A 5,229-nucleotide genomic window follows, 5' to 3' on the forward strand; every position below is an offset into this window, starting at 1 on the left:
GTCACTTTCTCCTACCTGTGGCAAAAATTGACAATAATCTTTTAACGATATTATGCCACATTATGCCACAAATCATCAGTCTGTTAAGAAGTTGAACTTAGTTAATGACCGAATGGCACGTTTGATAACGGCAAACCCATATATGTATAAGGCTTTTGAGTATGGGGTGTGGCTGAGTGGGTGTAGTGAGTCAGAAATTTATTTGTGCCTACACTCTTATTTACTTTTATTGATTTTTCCCTATACCCCATACCTACCCCCAACACCCAGCCCAGACGAGCTTTCAGCTTTTCAAGCGTGCCATTCGTTAATGACCTAATTTATAGTGTCTAGGTAAGTTTTTGTTGATATTCTCTATCTTTACGCTGCCACTATTTATCTACAGCTTCTTTGGCAGCCACAAGCATAGGTGCGATCGCTTTCGATAAGTTGGCTTTTAGCTTTTTGCGTATGCTCCCATTAGCGGCTTATAGTTGAAAGCGTTTAAGCTCAAGGACTGTTACTACAGTGATAAGTGATAAAATTCGTTATCACAGTGCGGCCTCGCGTTTCGTGCTGCTCTAACCGTTGCTCGACAATTTGGGCAATCTGTTCGAGTTCTTGCAACATCTCGTTCACATCGCTTAAATCACTTGCAAACGAGGTTTCTGCACCAATCGACTTACGAACCCGATTCGCCTCAACTGGGCGATCATCTTCTGCTCTGGCAATCTTGTAGTAATATTGCCCTACTTTACCAAAGTGGTGTGTTAGCTCAGTCAGCGATGCCTGCGGCAACGTCAGAGACGAACGCTGTTTCAAATCTGCGCCAGTATCAATGCCAAGCGAGTGCATTTTCGCTGCTGTAACTCTAGATTTGATGTTATTGGATTACTTTCTATAGTCCATGAATACTCTTTTTAGTTCCATAGTTTACCCTGACAAAGCGTAAGAATTCAGAATGGGGATAATCTACTATTCAGACTCAAATTGTATTATTTTGTGTGAATTGAGCTTAAACATCAGGTATTCTCAAAAAATCATAAACGCCTCCTAATTGAACACGTTCTGGCGGGAGGTGTAAAACTGCACAGCATCTTTGCACTACTGCTTGATATTTTCGCCACTGCTTACGGATGCTTATACTAAGCGTATCATTACCCAAGTCAGAAAATTTTAGCCCTGCACGCAAGAGCCAAACTTCCACATCAGCTGTTTCACCAATAGGCTCTGAGAAAATATTTTTGTTAAACATTGGTACAAAAACTCCCTTTCAAATGTAATACATCAACGCCTTTTGTAGGCGTGTAGCTTGCTTTTCCCAAAGGTCTTGGAGTGAATACTTTTGCAAAACCAGGTTAGCCGCTTGACAAGCTTCTTGCCAAATCTCTTCCACAATGCTTGATTCTATGTTTTCAAGGGTTATATTGTTGGTAGATGCATCAATCTCTACTCCCTCAATGCAAGTTAAAACATCTAAAACTGTAATTTTCCGAGGCTCACGTGCTAAAACATAACCACCTTTAGAACCACGTATGCTGTTAATTAAACCTCGGCATCTTAGTGTAGCTAGTAGCTGTTCTAAATAGCGATTTGGTATACTCCTTAGCTCTGCTATTTCTTTAATTTGCATTGAATCGGCATTGTGGTAGCAATCTACCAATGCCAACATTGCTAGAAGTGAGTATTCAGAACTATTTGATAGTTTCATCAGGCTAAATACTATATAAGTTTTTATTTGCTTTTATTCATTCTTTGCTGCTGAAAAATTGAAGGTAATTAAACTAAGGAGTTTAATGATGACAACACAACAAATCCAAACCATTAACGGTGTTGCTCCTAGTGAGCTGCAAGAGTTAGTGACTACCGTTTCACAAGATGTAACTCAGGGACAAATGGCGTTTCAAGCAATAACCAGTATCCAACATAGTTAGTTAACCCAGGAGAACTAAAATGGCTCAGTATCGAAACAAATTGCCTCAATTATCGAGGGATTTATTCATCACGGATGGTGGCATTGAAACCACACTCATCTTTCTTGAAGGATTGAATTTACCAGACTTTGCAGCATTTGATTTGTTAAAGAATAACACAGGCTATCAAGCACTTCAGAAATACTTCCGAACCTATGCTGCTCTTGCCAGGAACTATCAGGTAGGCCTGATTTTAGAGAGCGCAACTTGGCGGGCAAACCCAGACTGGGGGACTAAATTGGGGTACTCTAGCACGGCTTTAGCAGAGATGAACTACAAGGCGATCGCTCTTTTGCATACCATTCGTCAGGAATACGAAACTGACCAGACTCCGATGGTAATTAGTGGATGTGTAGGACCCCGTGGTGATGGCTATATTCCCGCTAATGCCATGACAGCAAATGAAGCAGCCGACTATCACCACCCCCAAATAGAAGTATTTCACAATGCCGATGCTGATTTAGTGACGGCAATTACCATGAACTATGTGGAAGAGGCGATCGGAATTACTTGTGCTGCTGAGTTAGTAGGAATGCCTGTGGTGATTTCTTTTACAGTGGAAACAGATGGTCATTTGCCTACTGGTCAGACATTGAAGGATGCGATCGCCCAAGTTGATGCTGCAACAAATCAAGGGCCTGCCTACTATATGCTCAACTGTGCCCATCCTACTCACTTTGCACAACTGTTGTTACCTAACGAACCTTGGCTGGAACGAATTCGTGGCATTAGAGCCAATGCATCCACCAAAAGTCATGCCCAACTGAATGAGTCAGAAACCCTAGATGCTGGCAATCCAGAAGATTTGGGTAATCACTATCAAGCGTTGAAAGCTAAGTTAAAGAATTTGAGTGTTTTGGGAGGTTGCTGTGGCACAGATCATCGCCATATCGAAGCTATTTGTAAAGCTTGCTTGCCATTATTTTGGACTCATCTCTCATCTCAAATGAGATTAGAAAGGATCTAATTATGATGTTGCCTTCCATACTAAATTTCAATATATTTTGGTTGGAAATACTTATATGCCACCTATAGGCACTCTTATTCTGACCATCTCTGCTGTGCTTGCTTTTGCTAACAAATCTCTACTCTGCCACATGGCACTCAAGCACACTAATATTGATGCCGCTAGTTTCACATCGATTCGTTTGCTCTCTGGTGCTTTAATGCTTTGGCTGATAGTCCGGTTACCAGGAGAGATGATCGCCAGGGTAGGCAGTTGGTTCGCATCCCTGGTGCTGATTGCCTATGCTGCCTGCTTTGCGATCGCCTATGTCAACTTGTCACCTGGAACAGTTGCTTTACTGCTGTTTGGCTCGATACAAATTATTATGATTAGCTATGGGTTGTGCATAGAGGAACGGTTGCGAGGTTATGCGATCGCCGCCGGAGCAATCGCATCTGGGATGGGCTATGCCATTTGGTATCATGCCTTACCAGGCTTGCAAGTAACACATGCGGCAGTGGTACAACTGAGTGTGCCAATGCTGGCAGTGATCGCTGTTCTGGGAGGTATTGCTCTAGTGATTAGACAGCGACACACACCGCAACGGTCGAGACAAATTCCTTCCAATGCCAGTGAATTCATCAGGAAGCAGCGACGCGATTGCAGATTTCTTACCCTTTCTTTGCCTGTCAGACAGAGACTGATCTGGAGTTTATGGTTAATGACTTGGTTGGGATTGCTAGCTGGCTTAATTTCACGACAGTGGTAAGCTGTTCCACATTTAAGTTGCTGTAACAGCATTACCTTTGTTTTTCACTCGACGATACCATTTAATAATTAATTCGCCTTGATTTAGCAAGCGCTCTAATAGATTCTTTAATTGCTCAACTGATTGGAATAATCTATGAGCAATATATTCCTTAGCTGAGTGGCACACTAACTCGATGAGATTATAATCGGGACTATAGGGCGGTAGAAAATGCAGTTGAATATTTGGTAAATTTGTTTCAATTTCAGCTAAGATTATTTTCTTTTTATGATAGCTAGCATTATCTAAAACAATTGACTCCTGGTCAAAAGCCAGCCAGCAATAGTGTCTTGTAGAGAACATCTGAATGAATGAAAAATACTTAGATAAAGAGTACCTAAACTTTGTTTAAGTACCCCCCTATGCAAACTAATGACTAACCAACCAATAACAGCTTAGTTGCTGTCTTGCCTTTCCTAATCTTGCTTGAGACAGATTACTTACTCATACTTCGTTGGTTGCGCTCCAGGGCAATCCAACTATATCTGACAGTTAATAGTTCGTGAGCAGAAGCTCCCCTAGCTCAAGATTGCCTTTGACCAACGCTAATGCTACTTTACTTCTTAGAGTTTTTGTGCTTTGTCGGGTCAACTAACCGATATGATTGGTCAGATTCACTCGTTGGAGGAAACGGATTTCCAGCAGTTGATGTTACCTCTAGCCCGGTGCCTTTTCCATTAGAATTAATTACTTCATACTGTCCGCTAATAGGAGTGCGTTCCCCTGGACTATGCAAAGAATATTCAGGCTCATCTGATTGGCTTAACTGTGCAGTAATAGGACTGTAAATTAGAGAAAACTGGCTTTTAATTTCAAAACCTGGAAGATAGCCACCGTGGAACGGGATATCTGACAACTGACTGAATGTGTTTTTAATGGATGAGATTGGTTTAAGCAATTGTGAGTTGTTCTGGCTCCATCTAATAATTTGTGCATCTAGTAATTCTTGAAACTCAACAGCGTGTACTGTCGCATCATCTGAGAAAGTTTGGCTATCTGCAATGATCGATAACTTCAGAGTCAGCAAAAGTATCGTTTGTATTTCTAAAGAATCGTCTACCGAGGTAACTTGCGTACAAGACTCATCTACATAAAAATCAAATTGGCTTTTAAAATGTGAAAAACTCGGTGTTTGAAGTTGTTGACTAAGATATGACAACAATCCGGTATCTGGATCTGATAGAATCTGGCGAACGATGGGGATTTGTGTCATAAATGTTTTGCGAGTTTTAAATTAAACGTTTTCTTGACCAACAATTTCATCAGATTCAGCACTTTGACACATCCATCAAACTGACGAAACTTAGCTCAATCGCTCTACCGATTTACTTAAAACATCTTTGATGCTGCTTTTACGCCAGATATTGATAAATTCTTCAGCAAAGGACTGGTATTTCCCATAGATTTACAGTAGAGTATTTATTCCGTGCAAATTATTTATACCTACCTTCCCCGACTTTACTCATCCAAATTTTAAGCCAATGCCTTTGAGGAACAGCCAATGAATACTTCTAATGATATAC

Annotated in this window: 7 protein-coding genes and 1 pseudogene; 3 read left to right on the forward strand and 5 right to left on the reverse strand. The window is 41.0% G+C overall.

Annotation, left to right across the window (positions count from 1 at the left end):
• Window positions 1-489: 489 nt before the first annotated feature.
• The 3 genes from H6G26_RS38115 to H6G26_RS38125 all read right to left on the reverse strand — a co-directional run bounded on the left by H6G26_RS38115 (window position 490) and on the right by H6G26_RS38125 (window position 1,690).
• Entirely contained in the window at window positions 490-834 is a 345-nt protein-coding gene (locus tag H6G26_RS38115; RefSeq protein ID WP_242054267.1) for a hypothetical protein, read from the reverse strand.
• 160 nt (window positions 835-994) lie between these two features.
• The gene (locus H6G26_RS38120) at window positions 995-1,234 is read right to left on the reverse strand and encodes a hypothetical protein (protein WP_190736883.1); all 240 of its coding nucleotides are present in this window, start codon (window positions 1,232-1,234) and stop codon (window positions 995-997) included.
• Window positions 1,235-1,252: 18 nt separating this feature from the next.
• Window positions 1,253-1,690, reverse strand: a complete 438-nt coding sequence (locus H6G26_RS38125; RefSeq protein WP_190736885.1) for an Rrf2 family transcriptional regulator — start codon at window positions 1,688-1,690, stop codon at window positions 1,253-1,255.
• A gap of 85 nt (window positions 1,691-1,775) precedes the next feature.
• On the opposite strand from H6G26_RS38125, the gene H6G26_RS38130 reads away from it, so the two are divergent.
• Genes H6G26_RS38130 through H6G26_RS38140 form a run of 3 tightly spaced genes read left to right on the forward strand, consistent with a single transcriptional unit; the run spans window position 1,776 to window position 3,667 of the window.
• Window positions 1,776-1,913 carry a hypothetical protein gene (locus H6G26_RS38130; RefSeq protein WP_190736887.1) on the forward strand — a complete coding sequence of 46 codons (138 nt, stop codon included), beginning with the start codon at window positions 1,776-1,778 and terminating at the stop codon, window positions 1,911-1,913.
• Window positions 1,914-1,932: 19 nt separating this feature from the next.
• Window positions 1,933-2,919, forward strand: coding sequence for a homocysteine S-methyltransferase family protein (locus H6G26_RS38135; RefSeq protein ID WP_190736889.1), 987 nt, complete (start codon window positions 1,933-1,935; stop codon window positions 2,917-2,919).
• Between the two features lie 55 nt (window positions 2,920-2,974).
• Entirely contained in the window at window positions 2,975-3,667 is a 693-nt protein-coding gene (locus H6G26_RS38140) for a hypothetical protein (RefSeq protein WP_199327266.1), read from the forward strand.
• 12 nt (window positions 3,668-3,679) lie between these two features.
• Here the strand turns inward: H6G26_RS38140 and H6G26_RS38145 are convergent.
• Both H6G26_RS38145 and H6G26_RS43455 read right to left on the reverse strand, forming a co-directional pair.
• A pseudogene (locus H6G26_RS38145) lies at window positions 3,680-3,961 on the reverse strand (transposase); the annotation flags it as partial.
• Between the two features lie 301 nt (window positions 3,962-4,262).
• Window positions 4,263-4,919 carry a hypothetical protein gene (locus H6G26_RS43455; RefSeq protein WP_190736891.1) on the reverse strand — a complete coding sequence of 219 codons (657 nt, stop codon included), beginning with the start codon at window positions 4,917-4,919 and terminating at the stop codon, window positions 4,263-4,265.
• Between the last annotated feature and the right edge of the window lie 310 nt (window positions 4,920-5,229).

It is taken from the genome of Nostoc sp. FACHB-888 (genome assembly GCF_014696655.1).
Classification (GTDB): domain Bacteria; phylum Cyanobacteriota; class Cyanobacteriia; order Cyanobacteriales; family Nostocaceae; genus Nostoc.

What these genes read in the sequence shown, in the direction of transcription:
- H6G26_RS38125 (WP_190736885.1), bottom strand. Translation starts at nt 1,690, where the DNA reads ATGAAACTATCAAATAGTTCTGAATACTCACTTCTAGCAATGTTGGCA.
- H6G26_RS38115 (WP_242054267.1), bottom strand. Translation starts at nt 834, where the DNA reads ATGCACTCGCTTGGCATTGATACTGGCGCAGATTTGAAACAGCGTTCG.
- H6G26_RS38135 (WP_190736889.1), top strand. Translation starts at nt 1,933, where the DNA reads ATGGCTCAGTATCGAAACAAATTGCCTCAATTATCGAGGGATTTATTC.
- H6G26_RS38130 (WP_190736887.1), top strand. Translation starts at nt 1,776, where the DNA reads ATGATGACAACACAACAAATCCAAACCATTAACGGTGTTGCTCCTAGT.
- H6G26_RS38120 (WP_190736883.1), bottom strand. Translation starts at nt 1,234, where the DNA reads ATGTTTAACAAAAATATTTTCTCAGAGCCTATTGGTGAAACAGCTGAT.
- H6G26_RS43455 (WP_190736891.1), bottom strand. Translation starts at nt 4,919, where the DNA reads ATGACACAAATCCCCATCGTTCGCCAGATTCTATCAGATCCAGATACC.
- H6G26_RS38140 (WP_199327266.1), top strand. Translation starts at nt 2,975, where the DNA reads ATGCCACCTATAGGCACTCTTATTCTGACCATCTCTGCTGTGCTTGCT.